Annotated in this window: 15 protein-coding genes; 13 read left to right on the forward strand and 2 right to left on the reverse strand. The window is 58.5% G+C overall.

The window, feature by feature from the left end; translation table 11 throughout:
- Positions 1 to 15: 15 nt before the first annotated feature.
- The gene (locus FKZ61_RS06670) at positions 16 to 1218 is read left to right on the forward strand and encodes a response regulator (protein WP_141609304.1); all 1203 of its coding nucleotides are present in this window, start codon (positions 16 to 18) and stop codon (positions 1216 to 1218) included.
- Here FKZ61_RS06670 and FKZ61_RS06675 read toward each other — a convergent pair.
- A complete protein-coding gene (locus tag FKZ61_RS06675) occupies positions 1154 to 3388 on the reverse strand; it encodes an ATP-binding protein (RefSeq protein ID WP_170199370.1) in 2235 nt (744 codons plus the stop codon). The two genes, FKZ61_RS06670 and FKZ61_RS06675, sit on opposite strands and share 65 nt — an antisense overlap.
- Before the next feature lie 393 nt (positions 3389 to 3781).
- Between FKZ61_RS06675 and FKZ61_RS06680 the strand changes: the two genes are divergently transcribed.
- The 7 genes from FKZ61_RS06680 to FKZ61_RS06710 all read left to right on the forward strand — a co-directional run bounded on the left by FKZ61_RS06680 (position 3782) and on the right by FKZ61_RS06710 (position 12707).
- A complete protein-coding gene (locus FKZ61_RS06680; protein ID WP_141609306.1) occupies positions 3782 to 5155 on the forward strand; it encodes an ABC transporter substrate-binding protein in 1374 nt (457 codons plus the stop codon).
- Positions 5156 to 5387: 232 nt separating this feature from the next.
- Positions 5388 to 6350 carry a carbohydrate ABC transporter permease gene (locus FKZ61_RS06685; protein ID WP_141609307.1) on the forward strand — a complete coding sequence of 321 codons (963 nt, stop codon included), beginning with the start codon at positions 5388 to 5390 and terminating at the stop codon, positions 6348 to 6350.
- Complete coding sequence (locus FKZ61_RS06690) at positions 6347 to 7240, forward strand: carbohydrate ABC transporter permease (RefSeq protein ID WP_141609308.1); 894 nt, start codon at positions 6347 to 6349, stop codon at positions 7238 to 7240. Before FKZ61_RS06685 ends, FKZ61_RS06690 begins: the two co-directional genes overlap by 4 nt.
- A gap of 642 nt (positions 7241 to 7882) precedes the next feature.
- Positions 7883 to 9265 carry an ABC transporter substrate-binding protein gene (locus tag FKZ61_RS06695; RefSeq protein ID WP_141609309.1) on the forward strand — a complete coding sequence of 461 codons (1383 nt, stop codon included), beginning with the start codon at positions 7883 to 7885 and terminating at the stop codon, positions 9263 to 9265.
- A 225-nt stretch (positions 9266 to 9490) separates the two neighbouring features.
- Entirely contained in the window at positions 9491 to 10426 is a 936-nt protein-coding gene (locus FKZ61_RS06700) for a carbohydrate ABC transporter permease (protein ID WP_170199372.1), read from the forward strand.
- 116 nt (positions 10427 to 10542) lie between these two features.
- A complete protein-coding gene (locus FKZ61_RS06705; RefSeq protein WP_141609311.1) occupies positions 10543 to 11424 on the forward strand; it encodes a carbohydrate ABC transporter permease in 882 nt (293 codons plus the stop codon).
- A 107-nt stretch (positions 11425 to 11531) separates the two neighbouring features.
- The gene (locus FKZ61_RS06710; protein WP_141609312.1) at positions 11532 to 12707 is read left to right on the forward strand and encodes a Gfo/Idh/MocA family protein; all 1176 of its coding nucleotides are present in this window, start codon (positions 11532 to 11534) and stop codon (positions 12705 to 12707) included.
- Positions 12708 to 12744: 37 nt separating this feature from the next.
- On the opposite strand, the gene FKZ61_RS06715 is transcribed toward FKZ61_RS06710, so the two are convergent.
- A complete protein-coding gene (locus FKZ61_RS06715; protein ID WP_141609313.1) occupies positions 12745 to 13932 on the reverse strand; it encodes a sensor histidine kinase in 1188 nt (395 codons plus the stop codon).
- A 489-nt stretch (positions 13933 to 14421) separates the two neighbouring features.
- On the opposite strand from FKZ61_RS06715, the gene FKZ61_RS06720 reads away from it, so the two are divergent.
- The 5 genes from FKZ61_RS06720 (at position 14422) to FKZ61_RS06740 (ending at position 20384) form a co-directional block, all read left to right on the forward strand.
- Entirely contained in the window at positions 14422 to 15468 is a 1047-nt protein-coding gene (locus FKZ61_RS06720) for a Gfo/Idh/MocA family protein (RefSeq protein ID WP_141609314.1), read from the forward strand.
- 49 nt (positions 15469 to 15517) lie between these two features.
- Positions 15518 to 17896: a GAF domain-containing sensor histidine kinase gene (locus FKZ61_RS06725; protein WP_141609315.1), complete on the forward strand. Its 2379-nt coding sequence runs from the start codon at positions 15518 to 15520 to the stop codon at positions 17894 to 17896.
- A 151-nt stretch (positions 17897 to 18047) separates the two neighbouring features.
- Positions 18048 to 18806 (forward strand): glycerophosphodiester phosphodiesterase, encoded by a 759-nt coding sequence (locus tag FKZ61_RS06730; RefSeq protein WP_141609316.1) that lies wholly within the window; start codon positions 18048 to 18050, stop codon positions 18804 to 18806.
- A gap of 31 nt (positions 18807 to 18837) precedes the next feature.
- Positions 18838 to 19560, forward strand: a complete 723-nt coding sequence (locus FKZ61_RS06735) for a class I SAM-dependent methyltransferase (protein WP_141609317.1) — start codon at positions 18838 to 18840, stop codon at positions 19558 to 19560.
- A 23-nt stretch (positions 19561 to 19583) separates the two neighbouring features.
- Positions 19584 to 20384, forward strand: coding sequence for a class I SAM-dependent methyltransferase (locus tag FKZ61_RS06740; RefSeq protein WP_141609318.1), 801 nt, complete (start codon positions 19584 to 19586; stop codon positions 20382 to 20384).
- Positions 20385 to 20396: the final 12 nt, after the last annotated feature.

The raw sequence follows: 20396 nt of genomic DNA on the forward strand, positions 1-20396 counted from the left end.
GCTCGCGAGGGAAATATGGCCGCAAACCGCGATAATAAATTGATGCGTGAGGTTCGCGATGCCTTAACCCACCTATACGATTACGCCTACCTGGAAACCCATCCCCTGGCGGCGCGGCTGGTCGCCAGGAGCATGGCGGGAGGGCGCACTCGCGCGCAGGAAACGCGACGCATTCTGTTGGATGCCATTGAACTGCTCAATCCCGGCGACAATATTCCCTGGCGTGCGCCGCAACGCCGCGCCTACACGATTCTATTTGGGCTCTACGTTGAAGGACAGGATGCGCAGACCCTCGCTAATGCTTTGGGGATTGGCGGCCGTCAACTCCGCCGCGATCGGGCGAGTGCCCTCGCCGCCCTAGCCAATATCCTGCGCGATCGCTATCTGGCTGCACCGGCCACCGGGACCGCCTCCGCCGGCGCGGAGAGCCTCGACGCCGAGAGCCAGCGGCTGGCCCAGCAGCGGGAATCCATCAATGTAGCCCGATTTATCGCCAGGTTACTTCCAATCCTGGAAGAACTGGCCCGTGGCCGACAGGTCCAGCTGGCCTCCCGGATCGCACCACGATTCCCGGTCCTCCAGTTGAACGCCACGCTGCTACGCCAGATTCTCCTCAGCCTCGCCAGCCAGATCATCGTCCATCATCCCGTGACATCACTGACTTTCGTTGCGCGTCAGCAAGGAGACATCCCGCGCATCGGCCTTGTTCCTGGCTACCGGTCCCATGTATCCCTGTCGGCGGCGAAGGTGGCCGCTGGACTTCCGGAGCTGGAATCGGTGCAGACTATGATAGCCGCTGCCGGCGGTCAACTGCGTTGCGAGGCATCTGTACTTTGGGTGGTGCTGCCGCGTCCGCCGCGGCGTACCGTCCTGGTGGTAGACGATAAGCCGGAACTGTTTGAACTGTTCAAACGCTATCTGGCGGACCAGCCCTATCAGCTTCTCCATGCCGCGGGTGTAGATCAGGCGCTTTCATTGGTGCGCTCCGGGGCTCCGGATATCGTTGTGCTGGATCTGATGATGCCCGACCGTGATGGGTGGGAATTTTTGCAGGCCATGCGCCAGGATCCAGTACACGAGCACCTGCCGGTGATTATCTGTAGCGTGTTGCACGAACCGGAGCTGGCCTTCTCCCTGGGTGCCCAACTGGTGCTCAAGAAGCCGGTCGGGGCGTCTGATTTGCTGCGCGCATTGAAGGCAGTGGCGCCGCCGGCTTAGGTGGTGGCAACGCGTCCAGCAGCGCCTGAAGACAACGCAGCAGCTCACTCATCCTGAAGCCCTGCGGGTAGTCCACTCGCAGGGTCGATGGTTGGGCCCATTGAAGAATGTCTTCGCTGGGTAAATCGTGGGCTGTGATCATGACCACCGGCACGCTACACAAGCGCGCGTTCTCGCGCATGAAGCGGAGCACATCTAACCCGTTTACCCCCGGCATCAAGAAATCCAGCAAGACCAGATCGGGGATGCATGCCTGCATACGCGCCAGCCCTTCTTCGCCGCCACAGGCGATATCGATGGTGTAGGCTTGGGGGGCCGCGCGCACAATGCGCGCCAGCAATTCGCATAGGTGTACGTCATCGTCCACGATTAAGATATGGTGCACCTTCTCCTGGTATTCGGCCAGTAACTCCAGCAGCTGATCCCGGGCGATCGGTTTGATCAGGTAGTGGTCCACACCTAGGGCCCTGGCCAGGTGGTGGGCATCGGGCAGGGGACACGAGATGACAGGTACCGATGGGGGGGCGGTGTTTTTTGTGTCCTCATGCACCGGTGCGGGCATGTGGTTATTGGTGATAATGGCATGGGGCAAATACGAGGCCACGGCCTCTTCAAGGGTCTCTGGAGCGATTGCCTTGACCTGGTATCCCTGAAGATGGCGTTTGAGAAAGTTGGCCACCATGGGTTCTGCGGAGGTGATCAGGAGTAGCGGTCCGTGGCGTGCCTCCTGTTGGGAGGTAGGCGCCAATGGCTGGTGGGCATGGCGAACCACTTGGGGATGGGGCGGCGTCCTGGGCAGGGTGAAAACAAAGCGACTGCCGTGCCCTAATTCACTCTCCACCCACATCTGCCCGCCGTGCAACTCGACGAAGCGACGGCTGAGCGCCAGGCCCAGGCCGGTGCCGTCGAAGCGCTTGGTCAGTGCTGCATCAATCTGGTAAAACTCTTCAAACACCCGGTTTAAGTTCTCGGCTGGAATACCTGGCCCGGTATCGGTGACACTGACCTGCAGTTCACCGTCCTTCTGTTCGACGTGGACGGTCACACTGCCCGTTTCAGTAAAACGTATGGCATTGCTGAGCAAATTGAGCAGCACCTGGCGAATGCGCAGGCGATCCAGCAGGAGGGGAGGCAGATCCGCCGGTACTGCCACACGCATGTGAAGCCCCTTCTGGCGGGCCAGCGGTTCGAGCATGTCCGTCGTCTCGGCGATGATATCGGCCAGCGCCGTCCGTTCGACGAACAGGGGCAGATGTTGGGCGTCGATTTTGGAGAGATCTAGCACATCATCGATCAGGTTTTTCAGATGCTGGGCGCTGCGATAGATACGGTTGATGTCGCCCATAAAGGCGCGAGGGACCGAGCGCACACCATAGGATTCTGGCGACAGCACAATCGCCTCGCTAAAGCCGATGATAATGTTCAGTGGTGTGCGTAGCTCGTGGCTGACATTGGCAACGAACTGTTGTTTGGCCCGGCGCGCTTCTTCAGCGGCATTCCGGGCGTGGGCCAGCTGCACGCTAAAGCGTTCTAAACGATAGTAGGCGCTGTCCAACTCTTTAAGAGCCTGGGCCAGCTCCCCGCGATGGCGGCGGGCTTCTTCAGTAGAGACCTGGGCCTGGCAAAAGCTGTTCCAGGACCATGCCAACGCCACCAGGAGGTTACGATTGGACAGCCACGCCACCAGAGTAGTTAACCAGAGGGTTCCAAGGGGAACAAGCAGGTGGCTGGACAGAAGCTCACGTTTGGTCACTGCGTTCCAGGTAAGCAGGCTAATGGCCAGTGCCACGCCGAGGGTCGAGCGCGGGCCTAGTAAATTCATGCTGAGCAAAACGATCATCAAGGCCAGGGCCATTTCGATGGTGGTTGTGCCATGGAACCAGAGTAACAATCCGGTTGCTACGACCAGTCCGCCCATGTATAGATATATGGCCACTTGTAGATGGCGCCGGTGTAGAAACTGGGCCGCCAACGCACATGCCACAACCCAGCCCGTCACCCATGCAACCCAGCCCGGCTGGAGGCCATTGACACGATTGACCAGGAGAAAAGCATAGAAGGCTAGCCCGGCCGTCGGCCATGGCAGCCACTCGAAAAGATGGCGACGCAGATCGGCCAACATGCCCTGTACGTCTTTCGGCATATCCTCCGCGCGATTGACAGTGTTCATCGTCCTGATCTCCTGGTAAAATGTCCAAACTGTGTCCAAACCATGTCCAAAGGGAGGTTGTGTTCGCCTGGAGCCAATGTTACACTGGAAAAAATGCTGCATCACGATGCCAACGCTAGGCAGAAATCATCCACGTCGCACGCTGGCTGCTATTGTTACAAGGTTTCTGGTGGGATTTGCCACGCTTCCTAAGGCAGCCAATTTCGCGCCCATATATCTATCATACATATATGTAGTTATATACTCTTGCATCTTGTTCGCCTGTGACGTCCCAGGACGTCACAGGCTAGCGGCTAGTCCCTGCCTGATGTAGACCGATTTGTTCCCTCAGCTCTACTTTGCGTTATGTGAAGTGGATTTGTGTCCAAATCTATCTAAAGGAGGAAGCTCCCCATGATCCATCAAGCCCGTTTTACAGTATGGCTCGTCCTGGCAGCGTTGGTGTTATTGCTGCTGGGCAGCTGTGCGCCGGCTACGCCGACCCAGCCAGCGGCCAGTTATGGCGGCGAGGGTGCAGCTCCAGCCCAGGCTAGTGGTCAGTTGACGCTGCGCTTCTACACGTCCAGCGGCGACCATGCCACCAAAGCCAATGAGTTGATGATCAACAAGTTCCGAGAGACTCACCCTGATTTCACCGTGGAAGTCGAGTATGGGGCCAGCGACTATGCCGACAAGGTATTCACCATGGCCGCGGCCGGCAATCTGCCTGACATTCTTTACACAGCCGATATCTATACTGCTCCCTTTGTGGATGCCGGCGTTTTGCTGGATATGCAGCCCTTTGCCGATGCCGATAGCGAGGTAAATATCGACGATGTCTATGAAAGTATTCTGGGCCTGGGACGGGTCGAGGGCAACCCCGGTCTCTACATGATTCCCGTCTCGCTGGACAATGTGCAGGTCTATTATAACAAGACTATCTGGGAAGAGGCCGGCGCGCCCCTGCCGACCCCCGATTGGTCGTGGGACGATCTGATCGCCGACTGTAAAATCATTCAGGAAGCGAAACCAGACATCTATTGTATAGGGATCGGCGGTTCCAACGGCGGTGGCGGTTTCAATTGGTGGGCCTATGTGGTGCCCTGGATCCGGGGCTACGGCGGCGATGTGTTGAGCGCCGATGGTACCAGGTCAACCTTGAGCACGCCCGAAGCCATGGCTGGCCTGCAAGCCTACGCCAATCTGTGGGTTGTGCACAACGTCGCCATTCCGTTGGGCAACGATCTGGGCGGTAATTGTTTCATCAACCAAAAATGTGCCACCTGGCTCAGCATTCCCATCTTTGCCGGGATCTTCCGCGATAGCATTGAACCCGGCGCCTTTGAGTGGGACGTTCAGGTGATTCCCAGCCATCCCAAGGGTCGATTCACCGGCATGGGTACCTTCGGCTATGCGGTCAGCGCCAATACCCAGCATCCCCAAGAGGCGTGGGATTTCGTCAAGACGTTGATCACCAGGGAAGGTCAAGAAGAGCTGGGCCGCACCTATCGGGCCATGCCGCTGCTCAAATCCATGGCGGATAGCTCTCTTTTCGATGAACTGGAGCCCCCGCCGGCCAACTACCGGGCTTTCATCGACGGCCAGGCGTATGGCATCTTACCCCGCACCTACCCGGTTGAATGTGGCAGCCTTTATACAGGACAGGTCAACGCGGCCATGATGGCGGCACTGGAAACCATCATCCGTGGCGAAGGCACCGCCGAGACGGTCTTCCCCGGTGTCGATGCTGAGATCCAGGCCTGTCTGGATCGGGCTCTAGCGAAGTAGCTGGCGCCAGGGGTATGGAGTTAGCTCCTCCTTTCCCCGTTACTTATTCGAGTCGGGACCTGTCACTGTGCAATAACGGGGCGGTGTGGCTACACAGGCCACACCGCCGCCGGCCGTCTGGCACCCTCACCCAGGTTCCTGCTGATGAGCCACACATGGCTGAAGATGGGAGGGAGATATCTGGTGAAATTTTTGCCGCACAAATCTTATCCCATGATAAGGGGAAGTGTAAATGATAGAGGAGGCGGGAAAGGTGCAGTCAGAGACTAGAAAGTTCCTGATGTCATGGCGGCAACATAGACGACATAATCGTCTCTATTGGCGCGATACCATCGAAGGCTACCTCTTCATCATGCCGGTGGTCTTGGGCCTTTTGATCTGGACATTCGGCCCGATGATTGCATCCTTGTATCTGAGCTTGACCGACTATCCGTTGCTCAAATCGCCGGAATTTATCGGCTTTCGCAACTATGTTGATATGTTTACCGCGCCCTATTTACGGGTGTTACAGTCGCTCTGGATCACGCTGCTCTACGCGGCCATGTCGTTGCCCTTGACCCTGGTTGCCAGCTTGGCGACGGCCTTGCTCCTCAACCAGCGGCTGCGCGGCATTCGCTTTTTCCGTACTGCCCTCTACATGCCCACCATTGTCCCTGGCATTGCCATGGTCTTCATTTGGGGCTGGCTGCTCAATCCTGAATTTGGGCTGGTGAACGCCACCTTGCAATCGTTGGGACTGCCGACCTATCGCTGGCTGGCGGAACCCAATACGGCGCTGATCTCGCTGGCGGTGCTCAACTTGTGGAGTATTGGGCCGGCGATGGTCATCTTTCTGGCAGGTCTGCAGGGCATCTCCCAGGAACTATACGATGCGGCCAAGATCGACGGTGCCGGTGAATGGCGTGAATTCTGGAATATTACCATTCCCATGTTGTCGCCCACCATCTTTTTTAACTTGGTGACAGGGTTGATCTTTACGTTTCAGTATTTTTTGCCGCCTTTCGTACTCACCAAAGGTGGCCCACTTTTCTCCACCTATGTGTACAATCTGAACCTCTATGAAAAGGCATTTAAGTGGCTGCAGATGGGGTTGGCCGCGGCCATGGCCTGGCTGATGTTTACCATCATTCTCGCCCTGACTTTGGTTCTTTTCCGTGGTTCAGATGCCCTTGTGTATTACGAGGTAAAGCAATGACCCGGTCACTCAAATCCACGCGCCAGGTGGGCTCTGGTCAAATCAGCCTGGGCGTGGGACGCAAAGAGCTGCGTGCTGGCTTCTTGTACCTGCTTCTGATTGTGATCGCATTGATCTCCCTGGTCCCCTTATGGTGGATGGTTTCGACCTCCCTCAAGACCAAGCCAGAAGTCTACATTTTTCCGCCTCTACTTTGGCCGAAAGTGGCCCAGTGGCATAACTATCTGGACGCCTGGTACTATCCGAACATGAAATTTACCCGGTGGACCTTGAACACACTCTTTATCACAGTGACGGTGTTGGCTGGAGTCTTGACCACCTCGTCCCTATGTGCCTATGGTTTCGCTCGTATTCGTTTCCCGGGTCGGAATTTCTGGTTTATCCTGACACTCTCATCGGTGATGTTGCCGCCCCAGGTGACGTTGATCCCGTTGTATATCCTCTTCTACCGGATCGGCTGGCTAGATACCTTTTTGCCGTTGACGGTACCGGCCTGGTTCGGTGGTGGCGCCATCAATATTTTCCTGATTCGCCAGTTTTTCCTGGGCATTCCCATCGAGTTGGAAGACGCTGCCCGCATCGACGGCGCCAATCGGCTGCAGATCTGGTGGTACATTTTCTTACCGCTGTCGTTACCAGCTTTGACCACTGTGGCGATCTTTACCTTCCAACGGACGTGGGATGATTTCTACGGTCCTCTGATCTACCTGTCGTCCGCGGACAACTATACCCTGGCGTTGGGGATGAATCTGTTTCGGGGCAACTACACGGAAGAGACGCATTACATGATGGCCATTGCTTTCCTGATGACGATTCCCATGATCCTGCTTTTCTTCTTTGCCCAGCGCTACTATATCCGGGGCGTGGTATTGAGCGGCATGAAAGGATAGGAGGCCGAATCAGCCATTTGGGTGCGTTCCAAATTTTGGGGGAAAGCGGGCGCAGCACGCTGCGTCCGTCGGAGGGCCGACACCGGGGACCCTGGTGCCCCCGAGGCTGTAGGGCCCGTTTCCATCCGGGACCGCATTCGCGCGGTATGGAAACCGCACCTATCGGCCAAAAATCTGGGACACATCCTTTTTTTTGTTTGACAAACAAATCTCCTCCTGTTATAGTCTGGCGTATCATCGGTCATATCCACGCTGCTGTACTCGATTACACCGGCTCTGCTTCTCCCCTTTTTGACAAATCGGGTATGCGTGTTGAACACACTCAACCTGATTGATCTGTCAGACGGCGAGTCGGATAACAACGCCGACGTCGTTCAAGTCTTGCGTACGGTTTTGTAGAAGGCCGCATCCCCCCTGTCCATGGTTCTCATGGGATGTGAAACCTCTGAACAAATCGAATTCGCCCGTTGAGATTTGACTCTACGAACCGTTCTCTACGGCCTCAATGGCGTGGAAAACGGAGGATTCGGTTCGAGCTGAAGCGCGTATTGGTAAGGCAAGTGTCTGGTTGTTGACGGGCGATCGTCCGCGCGAAAGCCGGCAAGATGCCCATCATTCGATCATTTTTAGGAGGAAAAGATCATGAAGATGCTTGACAGGAAGCTCAGCCGGCGGCGATTTCTCGCGATCTCAGCGGCCAGCACGGGGGCCATCCTGGCCGCAGCCTGTGCACCAGCACAGGCACCATCTGCTGGCAGCGGAGAAGTTTCTGCACCGGCCAATGCCACTCAGACGGTCATCTACTGGGATTGGTGGGGACCGACCGGGAGTGCAGCCAATCAGGCGCTTTTTGAAAGGCTGCCCAATGCTCTCCAGGAACATCGTGCAGATCTAGAGCTCGACTACCAGAATGTGCCCTTTGGGGAATATTTCCGTAAATTTTTAGCCGCTCACGCAGCCGGGGATGTGCCCGACGTGATGCATTGTTCCGTCTATTGGGCACGGGACTTTTTTGACAGAGGTGCAATCCTTGATTTGATGCCGTTTATTGAAGTAACGCCAGATCTGGCACCTGAACAATTTATCCCCGGTTCATTGTTGCAGGCGACCAAGGGACCGGCTCAGTATGGCGTCCCCGGTGAAGGCCCCGACAGTAATCAGATTTTCTTCAACCTGGATCTCTTCGAAGAAGCGGGTGTAACCACCGATGCCGACGAGATCGCCACCTGGGACTGGAACGATTTCACAGATGCGGCTAAGGAACTCACCAAGATGGATGGTGATGAAGTAGTCCAGTCTGGTTTCTTAGTGGCAACTCCCACGGCGCAGACGTTGAGTGTCTGGGCCAGCTGCCATGGTGTCGACTTTTACAGCAAAAACGCCGATGGAATTGAGAACGGCGTTGGTTTCAATGAGAAGAATGCAGCGGTGAATGGGCTTCACTGGTTCCTGGACATGCTTTATGAATCCAGGGTTTCCCAGCCCATCGCTCCGGAACGACAGGATTGGAATCAATTTATGCAGGGCACGACGGCCATGGCCCAGTCAGGTCCCTGGAATTATGGCCGGCTACGTGCGGATGTCCCTGAATTGAATTGGTCCACCATGTTATGGCCTGCCGCTCCGGTAGACGGCGGGCATGCTGGAACTGCGGTGTGGAATAACATGCTGGTCATCCCCGCCAAAGCCAAGAGTCAGGAGGCAGGTTGGGGATTCTTGGAGTTCTGGTGTGGGCTTGATTGGATGTTGGAGCGCCTGGCCATTGGTGACTGGATGGCACCTCGTAAAGATTTCTACGAGACAGCAGAGTACAAAGCCAAGTTGGAGGAATTGCCCATTTTAGCCATGGTGCCTAAGGCGTCAGCTGTCGGTACGCCTCTTGTATATATTCAGCAGAGTGCATTGGACGCCGAGATTCAGCCTGTGTTAGAGGCTGTGATTCTGCGCCAGCGAGAACCGGAAGAAGCTGTACAGGAGCTGGTGGATAAGGGGAATGAGATTTTGGCCAAGGCTGGATATGCATAAGCGAGTTTCCCTCTCCCCGCATCCTGCAGGCTGGGCTCGCCATATTGTAATTGTACGAAATATTGCACGGAAAAGCTGGGCAGGGTGGGGGATCAGCGAGGTGAACATCGTGGAAGTCGACGATTTCAGGTGATGAAAAAGGCGTGTGGCACGCTCTTCCATCTGAAGTAGGAGATACGGGCGTGCCGCATGCCAAGATCAAGATGTAGCGTAGGAGTATGGCGCGTGGCTACCCTGACACGAGAAGTAAAGGCTACACCAGAACAGAAAGCTCGACGGCGGCGGATCTTCTGGAAGCGGTTGCGCAAAACTTGGCCCGGTTATCTATTCGTTAGCCCCGCCGTGTTACTCATTTCGATTTTCTCGTACATTTCCATTGCCTTCTCTCTATATATTTCTTTTTTTGAATATGACATCATAACCGAGAATCGCCCTTTTGTTGGATTGGAGAACTATGTCCGGGCGGTCGGCGACAGCCTGGTGCGCATTGGGTTTCGCAACACGTTGGTTTACGTCGTCGTGATCGTGCCGGCCATCACAGGTATTTCGCTAATATTGGCGGTTTTAGGAAATCAGGTCCGTCAGGGCAGGGCTATCTTTCGAACAATTTTCTTTATTCCCACCATTACCCCGGTGGTCGTCACATCCATGCTATGGGTATGGCTCTACGAGCCCAATGGTGGGGTCAATCAGCTCCTCAAGATGGTGGGAATCAAGGGCCCCAACTGGCTGTTTGATCCGCTGACGGCCTTGCCCGCGATCATCATCATGACAGTCTGGGGGGCAGTTGGCTATTATATGATCATTTTCTTGGCCGGCCTGGCCGAGATCCCTCAGGTCTACTATGAAGCAGCCAAGGTGGACGGCGCCACCTCCTGGCATACTTTCTGGCATATTACTATTCCTCTGCTGCGCAATTCTATGATCTTTGTCGTGGTAACCCTGACCATTGCTGCATTCCAGGTCTTTACCCAGGTCTATATCATGACTCGGGGTGGGCCGATGAACGCGACGCAAACTGTGCAGATGGTGGTCTATCGCTATGCCTTCGCCGACTTTGAAATGGGTTATGCTGCCGCCATTTCCTGGCTGCTTTTTGGTGTGATCTTCTTCTTCTCTGCGCTGCAGCTGAAACTTTTTATCTCACGCGAACTGTACTAACACTGGAATACGCATCCCTGGCCCTTGGGAAAATCGTCTCGCCCACAGTAGGGGCGATACGTGGTATCGAGTACCACCCGCTTGAACTGATTCACTCCAATACGAAGCTGGCTACCATGGAACGAGCAATGACTTCTGAACTTTCATCCAGCTCAAAAAGCCGAGCTGGCGCCTGGATCGCCCGGAGGAGCTTCTTATTGCTGATTTATCTGCTCTTGGTAATATTGGCGTTCAGCATGATCTTCCCCTATTTATGGATGCTGGCCAATTCATTTAAGAGTCGTACGGATTTTTTCACCAATCCATACTCCCTGATTCCCATGCCACCCACGTTGAGCACTTATCAGGATGCATTGAATATTGGCCGTATGAATGTGTATATGGTCAACAGTTTGTTGTATGCCGGTACAGTGCTGTTGGTTCAGCTCTTTATTAACTCCTTAGCTGCCTACGCCTTCGCACGGGTTGACTTTCCAGGTCGGGAGGCGCTTTTCCTCGCTGTATTGGCGACCCTGATGTTGCCAGGATCGGTAACGTTGATTCCAACCTTTTTGATCGCTCACGCTTTAGGGCTAACCAACACTTTCTGGGGGGTGGTCATACCAGGATTTGCTTCTGCTTTTGGTATCTTCTTGTTGCGTCAATTTTTCTTAAATATCCCACGTGAACTAGAAGATGCCGCCTGGATTGACGGGTCTGGTTTTTTTAGCACCTATTGGCGCATCATGGTGCCGTTGGCGAAGCCGGCTATGGTGACGTTGGGGGTTTTCATCTTTCTCAGTGAATGGAGTTCCTTTGTCTGGCCGTTGATTGTATTATCCGATTGGAAAAAATATCCGGTTACAGTGGGTATCGCCCTCTTCCGGGATGTGAATGCAATCGATTGGCCCTCTGTATTTGCAGGTTCCACGATAGTCTCTTTCCCCATCATCATCCTTTTCATTATTGCCCAGGAATACATCATCGGCGGCATCAGCCTTTCTGGACTGAAGGGTTGACGGCGGGACGCTCCCTATGTTGTTCAATCGTCGCTATCGGTTGTTGTCTTCCCCACAAGCATATAACCTGGCCCAACTGTTTTAGACCACATGAATAGGAGAACGTTATGTTGCAGGTCGGCATCATCGGCTATGGCCGGCGCATTGCTCATATGGCGAAGATGTTGGGGATCTATGGCATTCCTTATCGTATCGCTGCGATAGCCGATCCGCGTTGGCGGGAGATCCAGGCGCAAGAGGATGCTTTCCTCTCTGAGACTCGTTTTTATCCAGACGTCGAACAGCTTTTGGCGCACGAAAGCAACCTGGATGGAGTCATGATCGGCACTCGTTGCCATCTTCATACAGAGATGGCCTGTAAAATAGCCCCCCTCCAGCTTCCCCTGTTTATCGAGAAGCCAGTGGCAATTACATTCGAACAATTGAGACAGCTGGCAGAATGTTACAGCGCGTATCCAGCCCCGACGGTCGTCTCTTTCCCATTACGCCTGAGTCCCTTGTTACAGCGAGTTAAGGAGATCGTTGACTCCGGTCAGGTCGGAACAATCGAACATGTAGTTGCCTTCAATGATGTACCCTATGGCAGTGGCTATTTTCGCAGTTGGCATCGGAATTTTGCGCTGAATGGGGGGCTCTGGCTCCAGAAAGCTACCCACGATTTAGATTATATTAACTATTTGTTAAACCAGAAACCCCATTGGATCAGCGCCATGAACGCCCGCCGTGTCTATGGTGGTGATATGCCCTTTGATCTCCAATGTCAAGACTGCCATCTGCGCGAAACCTGCCCCGAGAGTCCTTTTACCCGGTTCCGGTTCGGCTTTGAGCAGGGCGAGGTTGAATATTTCGGCCAGCGTAATTACTGTGTTTTTTCCAAAGGGTTTGAATTGGAGGATATGGGGAGTTGTCTTTTGGAATATGCCAATGGGGTGCAGGTGAGCTATACCCAGAATTTCTTTGCCCGTTATAAGGCAGCCCGCCGGGGTGCCCGTCTATACGGCTACAAGGGCACCATCGAGTTTGACTGGTATCAAAATCGGATTCAGGTGTTCAGCCATACGTCACCGACGGTAGATACCATTGAATTCACGGGCAACATGCCCCATTTTGGTGGGGATCGGGAACTCTGCTACGATTTTCTTATGGCCATGCGTGATGGGCAACCTTCTCGAAGTCCTATGCAAGCCGGCATCGTCAGCGCTCTGACCTGCCTGTGGGCCCGGGAATCATCACGAACACGTCAGGCATGCGAAGTTCAGATGCCCATTGGGATTGCGGGCTGAGCATCTTTGATCTTCTTGATCTTGCCGTGTGCGCGACCTACCCCGGCGGCTGCACAGGCAGGGTAAAATAAAATGTCGACCCCCGGCCCGGCGTGGAGGTGGCCCAGATGCGCCCGCCGTGGCGTTCCACCACCTTCCGGCAGATGGCCAGGCCGACCCCGGTGCCCGGATAGGTCTCCCGGTCATGGAGCCGTTGAAAGATGGCAAAGATACGATCCAGGTGTTCGGCTGCTACACCGATGCCGTTGTCGGTCACTGAGAAGAGCCACTCGTCCCCCTGTCGCTGAACCCCAATGTGGATGCGCGGGGCATCTTCACCCCGGTACTGGATGGCATTGGCGATCAGATTTTCAAAGAGGACCAGGAGTTGGGAGATGTCGCCCGTGATGGTGGGCAGGGGGGCGTGGGTGATTACCGCTCCACTTTCGGCGATGGGCTCCTGCAGTTGATCCAAAACATGCCGGAGCAGTTCCTCGCCCTCAACAGGCTGGAACAGCATCCCCCAGGTTCCCTCTCGGGTGTAGATCATCAGGTCATTGCTGAGCTGGTGCGCTGTCTGGGCTGCCTCGGTGACCCGCGCCAACACTTCCTCGATCAGGAGATCATGCTGTGGGTCCAGCCGCGCTTCCAGATGGCGCAGCTCATCCACGATGGCCCGCAGCGGCTTCTGCATCTCATAGGAGACCATATAGGCAAATTGCTCCAGCTCCGCATTGGAACGGGCCAGCGCCTCCTCGGCCTTCTTCCGCTCGGTGATGTCCCGGCTGATCCCCACCAGGCCGATGATCTCGCCCCGTTCGTTGCGCAGGGGAACCTTGGTGGTGAGAAGCCACTGCTGCTCTCCCGAGGGGGTGATGGTCTGTTCCTCCCGATTGATGAGGGGCTGGCCGCTCTGGATGATCGCCTGCTCGTCGGCATAGTAGCGCTCGGCCAATTCCCGGGGAAAGATGTCAAAGTCGGTCTTGCCGGCCACCTCTTCCTGGCTTCGGCCGCCCAACACCTGGAGATGGGCCCGGTTATTGACCACAAAACGGCTTTCCCGGTCTTTAATAAAGATATAATCCGGCAGATGATCGATCAGGGTGCGCAGTTGGTGCCTCTCCCGGGCCAGTGCCTCCTGGGCCAGCTCAAGCTGCTGCTGGACCGCTTCCAGCTCTGCCACCCGCTGCCGGAGGGTCGCCACCTCAGCCCGCAGGGCGGCTTCGTCTGCTGAATGGTGTGCCATCGCTCCCTCTCACTCTGACTCGCTCTGAAAAATCGCCGATCAACCGGCCCCAGAGCCCTCCGCCCCCACTGGTCAGATACCCGATTTCCTGCCCAAAAAAGTTTAAAGATGGGCACAGGGTTTGGGTGTCCCTCGATCTTGTAATAAACTACTATGGCCTGGCGTAGATACCGCGGCAGAAATTCGACGGCCTTCCCTCTGGCGGAAACCCTCGGCGAATTCCTGCTGGGGTTTACTACTGTATCAGGCGCTCGTATGGTTGTCAACGCCTGAAAAAATGGTCGTTTTGTGCACCATTTTGTTTGTGCACTCTTGTTTGTGCACCATTTGGTCCAGGTATTGCCTCCAGCGCTATTCTGCCTCTGCCGGCACGGCGTCGCTTCTGTTTCTCCTTGCCATTTTGTCGACCGTTTTGATCGATTGTTGCGGTACAGGCGATAATCTTTCCCATTCAAGCCAGCACCATCCCAGTCAAGGAGTCAAAGGCTTATGGACGTGGTGAGAGTCGGTATCGTGGGTATGGGCATCGGCCGCCCCAACGCCCTGGGCATTGCCCGCAACCCTCGAGGTCGGGTGGTCGCCCTCTGCGATTTGTTGGAAGAGCGCATGCAGGAGTTCGCTCAAGAGCTGCCTGAGCCGGTGAAATTCTACACCGACTATGAGGCCATGTGCCGCGACCCGGAAATCGATGCCGTCTTCGTGGGCACGCCGAACCAGTACCACGTGCCGGTTGCCCTGGCCGCCATTCGCCACGGCAAGCATGTCCTGGTCACCAAACCCCTGGCCGACTCGGTGGAGGCCGCCAGGGAGCTGGTGGAGGCGGCGGAAGCCTCGGGCCTGGTCAACATGATGTCCCTCTCCACCCGCTTCTCCGAGGAGGTCCAATACCTGGGCGATCTGCAGCGCCAGGGGATGTTGGGGGAAGTCTACTATGCCCGGGCCCGCAGCGTACGCCGGCGGGGCATCCCGGCCTGGAGCCTGGGCTTCATCCAGGCCGGCGGGGGCGCCTTCCGCGACATGGGCGTGCACGTGCTGGATTCTGTCTGGTGGCTGCTGGGCATGCCCCGGCCCATCTCGGTGAGTGGCGTGGCGGGCGCCCGCTTTGGCCCCCGAGGGCAGGGCTACTTCGGCCGCTTCATCCAGCCGCCCGAGGAGCTGGCCCGCCAATACGCGGCCGACGACTACGCCGGCGGGTTCATCCGCTTCGAGAACGACATCGGCCTGCAGGTGGAGAGCTTCTGGGCCTCCCACCAGCCTGGGGACCTCCAGATCGAGCTTTTCGGCACCGAGGCCGGCGCCCGGCTGCGTCCCCTGACCCTCTATCGCACGGTCAACGGCGTCGACCAGGATATCGCCGTCACCCTCTCTGGCAAGCCCCGGGAAGCCGTCTGGGAGGTCATTGCCGATCACTTTATCCGTTGCATCCTGGATGGGACGCCCTGTGCCGCTCCCCTGCGCCACGGGCTTGTGGTCCAGGAAATGATGGAGGCACTGCTGGAAAGTGCCCGAACTGGTGCGGAGGTACGCCTGGCCTGATGTGCAGGAGCCAGAGGTACCTCCGCTGTTGAAGGCCATTGCCGGACCCATGGGTAGAACTTCTTTCACCGACTTCTGGCGCTGGTTCACATCGCCGTTTCAATGGATCCAGGGGGTTGGGCAGCGACACCAGGCCCGCTTTTTCACAGAACTTTCCCTGGGCATGATCGTGTTCGGGCTGTTGTTCCTCCTGATCCAGGCGATGGTCGCTCCGCCGCCGCCGTGGCACGCGACCCAGGTCCGGCTGATGTTGGGGGCCCTTGTGATCAACCTCTTCCTCTATCTCTTCAGCAGTACCCGCCATCAGAATTTGGCGGCGGGTGCGGCGATTGCCCTGGCTTCGGCGGTGCCCTTCCTGGTCGCCTGGCCCCTCAGCCAGCCCTATCAGGTGGCTGCCCTCTACTTCCTGGTTCTGCCGGTGGTCTTCAGCAGCATCTTCTACCGTAGCCTGGTGGCCATCGCCGTGGCCAGCGCCAACATGGCCGGTGTGCTGGCCCTGGCCTGGCTGCTGCCGGGCGCCCTCCGGGCTCAGGTTCTGACAGGACCGTTGCTCTTTCTGGCGCTCTCCGTCCCCTTTGTGCTGGTGGCCGCCCGCTACTACCGCCACATGGAGCTGTACCATGTGCGACAGATCGAGGGGCATGAGGCCCATCTGCGCCGGGCCGTGGCCGACACCCGCTCTCGCCTCAAGGAGCAGACCATCCTGCGCCGGGCCAGCACCATCGTCTCCACCACCCTGGAGCTGGAGGAGGTACTCCGGCTGATTGCGGAGCAGATGGGCTTCGCCATGGATGCCTCCAGCGTGCGCCTCTATCCCCTGCAGCCCGGTCCCACCGGCGACGCCCCACCGGCCGACTATTTCAGCGACCGGGCCACGCCAGCAGAGCGGACCGTGCCGGCCGACGCTGCCACCCTGGAGCCGCTGCTGGCCGAGGCCGCCGGGCTGCTGGAAACCCAGGAAGTCCTCACCCTGGCCAGGGAGCAGTCCGGGCTCACCGACCTGCAACGAGCCTATCTTCAGCACCACGATCTGGCCGTGGCCATGGTCCTGCCCATCCGTTTGGATGGAACCCTCATCGCCCTGGCCATTATCGGAGACAGCCGCCCCCGGCGGGATTTTAGTCGGGAGGATCTGGGGCTGGGCCTGAGCCTGGCCCAACTGGCCGCAGTGGCCATCCGCAACGCCCGCCTTTATCGCCAGGCCCAGCAGGAAATCGCAGAGCGAAAGCAGGCAGAATCTCAGCTGCGCAAGGTGGCCAGCGAGTTGGAGCAGCAGACCCGCATGTTGGATACGGTCTTCGCCTCCACGCCCGACCACTACTACGTGCTGGATCGGTCCGGTCACTTCCTGTACGTCAACCCACCTGTGCTGCGTTTTTTGCGACGCCAGGCCGAGGAGGTGTTGGGCAAGAGCTGGCGGGACCTGGGGTTCCCGGCCGCGGCCTGCGAGGTGTTTGAGCGCCAGATGGCCCAGGCCCTGGCCCAGGAGACGGCCATCGCCGGCGAGCTCCAGTACGACTTTCGGGACCGGGCGTACTGGGTGGAGTCGATTTTCATCCCCGTGCAGGGGGAGCAAGGAACGGCCCAGACGGTGGTGGCGGCCATGCGGGACATCAGCGAGCGCAAGCGGAGCGAAGAGCTCCTCCGCCAGGCCCACAAGATGGAGAGCCTGGGCATCATGGCCAGTGGCATCGCCCACGACTTCAACAACCTGCTGGCGGCCGTCCTGGGCCAGAACAGCCTGGCCCTGATGAAGCTCTCCCAGGAGGAGCCGGCCCGCGCCCATGTGGAGAAAGCCAACCGCGCCGCCGAACAGGCCGCCCGGCTGACCCAGCAGATGCTGGCCTACTCCGGTCGTGGCTCCTTCTCCCTCAGCGTGTTGGACCTGAACGGGTTGATCCGCCAGCACAGCAGTACCTTTCAGGCCGCCCTGCCCCCCCAGGCAAAGCTGGAGATGGACCTGGCCCCCGATCTGCCGCCCATCCACGCCGATGCCACCCAGATTCAACAGCTCCTCATGAACCTGATCCTGAACGCCGGCGAGGCCATCGGCCAGGAGCACGGCCGGGTGGCCGTGCGGACCCGCACGGTGGCCCTCCAGGCCGGCGAATTGCCCCATCCACTCTACGCGGGGGAAAATCTGGCCCCGGGCCAGTATGTGCGGCTCACCGTGGAGGACGACGGCTGTGGCATGGACGCCGAAACCCTGACCCGCATCTTCGACCCCTTTTTCACCACCAAGTTCACCGGCCGTGGGCTGGGCCTGGCCGTGGTCCTGGGCATCGTCCAGGGGCACCAGGCCGGCATCCAGGTCCACAGCGAGGTCGGGGTGGGCACCACGTTCCACATCTACTTCACGGTGGCGGACGAAATACCCGGATACCTGCGCAGCTTCCTGGATCCGGAAGACCACCGGGGAGACACATAAGAACGCCCGTCTCTCCAGCCTGGATGCCGCCACGGCTTGTCCCCAATTCCTGCAGATCCTGGATCTTGTGCTAGATTGGAGGAAGTCTCCTCCCGTTCCTCGGGTGGGTGCGCCCCCAGGAGCGGAGGATGGAGTTTGCGTTAGGGACATCATGAACTGGCAGAATTTTCATCAGGTGCGGCAAGCGTTGGGTCGCCCCCTGATCATTGCCCATCGAGGGGTGCCCCACCGGGACCCAGAAAACTCTCTGCGGGGCTTTGCCCGGGCTCTGGCCGAAGGGGCGGACGTGCTGGAGACCGACCTGCGCGTCACCCGGGACGGCGCCATTGTGCTGATCCATGACGCCACCCTGGAGCGCACCACCGACGGCCGCGGCCAGGTGAGCATGCATACCCTGGCCGAGCTCAAGCGCCTGCGCCTGCGGGAACGGGATGGTCGCCCCGGCGATCAGACCATCCCCACGCTGCTGGAATTGCTGGCCATGACCCAGGCCCAGACGCCCCTGCTGCTGGAGCTCAAGGCGCCCCTCTTCCTGGCCCGGACCTTTGCCCGGAAGCTGGTGGAGATCCTGGCTGCCTACCGCGCCCTGGATCGGGTGGCCCTGGTCTCCTTTCGGCCAGAGCTGGTCCGTAGCGTCAAGGCCGTCTGCCCGTCCATCCCAGCCGGCCACATCACCCTGACCGACTGGCGCCCTCGGGGAGGGGCCGAGCTCTATGGTCCCTACTGGCCACTGCTTTATGTCAATCCCTGGTACGTGGCGCAGGCCCATCGCCGGGGGGCCCTGGTTGCGCCCCTGGATCCTGCCCCTCTGCCCAGGCTGGGCCACTACCTGCGCCTGGGGGTGGACGCCCTGCTGGCCGATGATCCGGCGGCTGTGCGCCAGGCCCTGGGGCGCTGTCTGTCGGCGTGATGATGCGATCACCAAGTTGTTTGAGGAGCACATGAAGAAGCCATCCGTTGAGCCGATTTTGCCGCCGCCGGCCGAGAAGCCGCGCTACGTCAACCGGATGTTCGCCCGCATCGCCCACAGCTATGACCTGATGAACCGGCTCATGTCGGCCGGCCAGGATCAGCGCTGGCGCCGGAAGTTGGTGGAGCTCTGCGATCTGCCCCCCCGGGGCCGCCTGTTGGATGTGGGAACCGGAACCGGCGACATTGCCTACACGGCCCTGGCGCGCATGCCGGGCATCCAGGCCGTGGGCACCGATTTCACCTATGAGATGATGGCCGTGGGCCAGGCCAAGGCGCACGGCCGCTCCCTGCCCTTTGTGCAGGCCGACACCCTGGCCCTGCCCTTCCCCGACAACACCTTCGACGCAGTGGTCAGCGGTTTCCTGCTGCGCAACGTGGTGGACCGGGTGGGGGCGCTGCGGGAGCAGGCGCGGGTTACCCGGCCGGGCGGCCGGGTGGTCTGCCTGGAGACCACGCCGCCTTCCCATACCATCCTGGGGCCGTTGTTTCAGTTTTACTTTTTCAAGGTGGTGCCCGTGATCGGCGGCCTGGTCAGCGGCGATCGGGATGCCTACGCCTACCTGCCCCATAGCACCCTGGAATTCCCAGAGCCTTCTGTGCTGGCCCACCTGATGGAAAAGGCCGGCCTGCGGCACGTCTTTTACGAGGAGCTCATGTTCGGTACGGTGGCGATCCATGTGGGAACCAAGTAGCCTGGGGAGGCGTTGAGACGTACATGATACAGGACTTTCCGGAGACGTCCGGGCGCGCCGATGATCTGGCTGCCCTGCGGGGCAACCCCAGCTTCGTCTGGCGGGCCGGCCAGGAGCGGCGGTTGGCCATGATCCGCCGCTGGGGCCGGCTGGAGGAAGGCCAGGTCGCGCGCATCCTGGTGGATGGCTGTGGCGTGGGGATGTATGTCCGGGCCCTGCTGCCCTATGCCCGGGAGGTTCACGGGGTGGACATCGAGCCGAACTACCTGCGCCAGGCTGCACAGGCGGTTCCCCAGGCCCATCTGCAGCTGGCTGCCTGTGAACACCTGCCCTACGCCGACGCCAGTTTCGACCTGGTGCTGAGCCATGAGGTATTGGAACACGTGCAGGACGACCGCCAGGCCGTCGCCGAGATGGTGCGGGTCCTGCGTCCAGGTGGCCGGGCCCTTATCTTTGTGCCCAACCGTCTCTACCCCTTCGAGACCCATGGCCACTACTGGCGGGGGCGCTACCACTTCGGCAACACCCCCTTGATCAACTACCTGCCCGACCTCCTGCGCAATCGTCTGGCGCCCCATGTACGGGCCTATACGCCTTGGGGGCTGCGCATGCTCTTCATCGGCCAGCCGGTTCGGATCCTGCATCACACCCAGATCTTCCCGGGCTATGATAACATAGTGGCCCGGCGACCCGCCCTGGGTCGCTGGCTGCGCAGGCTGACCTACGCCCTGGAGCAGACGCGCCTGACCCTGCTGGGGTTGAGCCATTTTTTGGTGGTGGAGCGGTGTAGAGACGCACAGCCTGTCGAGATGTACAGTCTGTAGAGATGTACAGCC

Origin of the sequence: Litorilinea aerophila, from assembly GCF_006569185.2 — a bacterium.
In the GTDB taxonomy this organism is placed as follows: Bacteria; Chloroflexota; Anaerolineae; order Caldilineales; family Caldilineaceae; genus Litorilinea; species Litorilinea aerophila.